Raw genomic sequence first — 3,594 nt, forward strand, 5'->3', positions numbered from 1 at the left:
TGACCAGCGTTTTCTTGTCATACTCTTCCATGGTGGCTCGCACCCGCACTTTTCCACCTCGCTTGCCCTGATTGTAGTCGGTTACGTCAATCGTGCCACCGGTGGCAAAATCAGGAAACAAACTCACTTTTTTATGGCGAATGGTATCAATACAGCCTTGAATAAGCTCTACAAAATTATGTGGCAGAATCCGGGTAGATAGCCCCACTGCAATACCTTCTACTCCCTGAGCCAGCAGCAAAGGAAACTTCATAGGAAAGGTAATAGGTTCTCGCTTACGCCCGTCGTAAGATAGTTGCCAATTAGTGGTTTGGGGGTTGAAAACTATATCCAGTGCAAACTTAGAGAGACGAGTTTCAATATAACGCGCCGCCGCCGCCCGGTCTCCAGTACGAATATCGCCCCAGTTTCCTTGGGTATCTAGCAGTAAGTTCTTTTGCCCCAATCCTACCATGGCATCACCAATAGAAGCATCGCCGTGAGGGTGAAACTGCATAGTTTGCCCAATGACGTTGGCCACTTTGTGAAAGCGGCCATCATCCATTTCCTTGAGCGCATGTAAAATACGACGTTGCACCGGTTTCAGTCCATCTTCTACCGCCGGAACAGCCCGTTCCAATATCACATAAGATGCGTAGTCAAGGAAATAATCCTCGTACATCTGATCTAAACTTTCTAAATTCTCTAAAGCACCACCTTCGGTCAATTCGCTCATAATGGGTTTTTGCTCAATTGTTGATTGCTAAATAGCTAATTGTTATTCATCATTTTCGCCACTTACTACTATAATCCAGTATGTTTTTCCAACTTCCTTAATCGCACCTCAAAATCATCCGTCTTTTTTGTCTTTTCCATCCACGCTTGAACTATGTCAGCTAGAGCATTGACTGATGCAACAATCCGCTTTTCAGAATTCTCTTGCCTATCAACAACTTTCTGAAGGAGCTCACTGTGTTGATCTAGTCTCTTTAAACTTTCAGACAAAAGTTCAACAATTTTGTCTTCATTTTTCATAACTATACAATTTGAATTTTAAACCGCTTCTTCCACCAAGTCCTTTTCTACTCGGAGGCGATCAATGATAAATTCTTGGCGATTGGAGGTATTCTTTCCCATATAGAACGTTAGTAGTTTCTTGGTGTTGGTTTCCTCATCAAGTAGCACCGGCTCTAACCGAATATCTTCACCAATAAACTGACCGAATTCATCGGGAGAAATCTCACCTAAGCCTTTAAAGCGAGTTATTTCGGGCTTGCTACCCAGTTTTTCCATGGCTCGCTGTTTTTCTTCCTCATTGTAGCAGTAGATGGTTTCCTTTTTATTTCGGACCCGAAAGAGCGGGGTATCGAGGATAAATACGTGCCCCTGTCGAACTAAATCGGGGAAAAATTGCAAAAAGAATGTAAGCAGCAGTAAGCGGATGTGCATTCCGTCTACATCGGCATCAGTAGCCACAATAATTTTTTGGTAGCGCAGACCATCTAATCCATCTTCAATATTCAGCGCGTGCTGTAGCAGGTTAAATTCCTCGTTTTCATAAACCACTTTCTTGGTTAGCGAGAAGCAGTTAAGCGGCTTTCCGCGTAAGCTAAATACGGCCTGAGTTTGCACATCGCGGGCTTTGGTAATAGAGCCACTGGCCGAATCTCCCTCGGTAATAAAAACCATCGTATCCTGCCGCCGGTCTTCACCTTTGCTGTTGGGTTTGTCGTCCAGGTGAATGCGGCAGTCGCGCAATTTTTTGTTGTGCAGATTAGCTTTCTTGGCCCGCTCGTTCGCCAGCTTTTTAATACCCGCAATCTCTTTACGCTCTCGTTCCGACTGCTTGATTCGCTTTTCCAGCGCCTCGGCTACGGGTTTGTTGCGGTGCAGAAAATTATCTAACCGCTGCTTAATAAAGTCACCCACGAACTGCCGCATCGAAGGGCCTTTGGGAGCCACGTTGAGCGAGCCCAATTTGGTTTTTGTTTGCGACTCAAACACAGGTTCCTGTACGCGCACCGAAACCGCCGCTACAATTCCGTTGCGGATATCCTGTACATCGTACTGTTTATTATAATGCTTTCGCACGGTTTCTACGATGGCTTCGCGGAACGCTTGCAGGTGGGTTCCGCCTTGGGTGGTGTACTGACCATTGACAAAAGAGTAGTACTCTTCGCCGTACTGGTCGGAATGAGAGATGGCCACTTCAATGTCCTCACCTTTTAGGTGAATAATTGGGTAACGCAGACTTTCTTCTTTGGTCTTTTTCTCCAACAGATCTTTTAAGCCATTTTCCGAGCGGAATTTCTTTCCATTGAAAACAATAGTCAGTCCGGCATTAAGAAAAGCGTAATTCCATATCTGATTTTCAATGTACTGCGGGCGGAAGTTAAAGTTTTTGAATACTTTTCCGTCGGGTTCAAATATGATAGATGTACCGTTTTTCTGATCGGATTTTCCAATACGGGCATCTTTTATAACATCCCCTCGACCAAACTCGGCGAGCTTGGTTTTTCCATCTCGGAACGACTGTACTTTAAAGTAGGTAGAAAGCGCGTTCACTGCCTTGGTTCCCACTCCGTTTAGCCCTACGGACTTCTGAAACGCAGCCGAATCGTATTTTCCCCCAGTATTAATCTTAGAAACGCAGTCTACCACTTTTCCGAGCGGAATACCCCGTCCGTAGTCCCGTACTTCTACCCGATGATCAGTAATAGTAATCTCAATGGTTTTGCCGAAGCCCATTACGTACTCATCAATACTGTTATCCACCACTTCTTTTAATAGCACATAGATGCCATCATCGGCTGAAGAACCATCGCCTAGCTTACCGATGTACATACCGGGTCGCATTCGGATATGCTCGCGCCAATCTAATGATCGGATACTATCTTCGTTGTACGTTGCGGTATTATTTGCCATTAAAATAAATTATTGCGTAAGAGACTGATTGAATAAGTATATTCTATTATTGCACTTATGTTGCTAAACATTTTCAATATTAGAAAACCTATTGCTTTTAGAGAACGGAAATCAAAAAAAATAATTAAGATTAGGTGCTCAAATATACTTATAAAAAGTATTTAATACTTATAAAAGTGTGATTAATTTGAAGAGATACCGTTTTTCTAACGTGTTCTAAGCTTAAAATAGCATCACCTTAATTATTAGAACACCTAGCACCGCAATGTTAAATCTCAACTGCTAAACCATCATACGCAATCTGCACATTGGCGGGCAGCTCTTTTTCTATATCGCGGTGGGTTCCCATGCGGTGGCTCAAGTGCGTGAAGTAGGCCCATTCGGGTTGTAGTTCTTCCACCATTGCCAAAGCTTCGTCAAGGGTGAAATGCGAGATATGCTTTTGTCGTTGCAGCGCATTAACTACCAGCACTTTGCTACCTTTTATCTTTTCCTTTTCTTCTTCAGCAATAGTTTTCGCGTCGGTAATGTAGGTGAAGTCATGAATGCGAAAACCTAGCACCGGAAGTTTGTAGTGCAGCACCTCTACCGGTTGAAATGGAATTCCTGCAGCCTGAAAAGGATTTAAACCAATAGAGTACAAATCTATTTGTGGCACGCCCGGGTACTTTTTTTCAGCAAACACGTAGG

The 3,594-nt window shown here is 43.7% G+C and carries 4 protein-coding genes; all 4 read right to left on the minus strand.

Features of this window, described 5'->3' with window-relative positions; all coding sequences use genetic code 11:
- On the minus strand, positions 1 to 715 hold a 715-nt coding region (locus WBA23_RS06325), incomplete at its 3' end, for a DNA gyrase subunit A (protein ID WP_424581405.1).
- Positions 716 to 783: 68 nt separating this feature from the next.
- Positions 784 to 1,014, minus strand: a complete 231-nt coding sequence (locus tag WBA23_RS06330; protein ID WP_424581406.1) for a hypothetical protein — start codon at positions 1,012 to 1,014, stop codon at positions 784 to 786.
- Positions 1,015 to 1,032: 18 nt separating this feature from the next.
- A complete protein-coding gene (locus tag WBA23_RS06335; protein WP_424581407.1) occupies positions 1,033 to 2,904 on the minus strand; it encodes a DNA topoisomerase IV subunit B in 1,872 nt (623 codons plus the stop codon).
- Positions 2,905 to 3,172: 268 nt separating this feature from the next.
- A partial coding sequence (locus WBA23_RS06340) for an MBL fold metallo-hydrolase (protein WP_424581408.1) occupies positions 3,173 to 3,594 on the minus strand: 422 nt, incomplete at its 5' end.

The organism is Tunicatimonas sp., assembly GCF_049647865.1.
Classification (GTDB): Bacteria; Bacteroidota; Bacteroidia; order Cytophagales; family Cyclobacteriaceae; genus Tunicatimonas.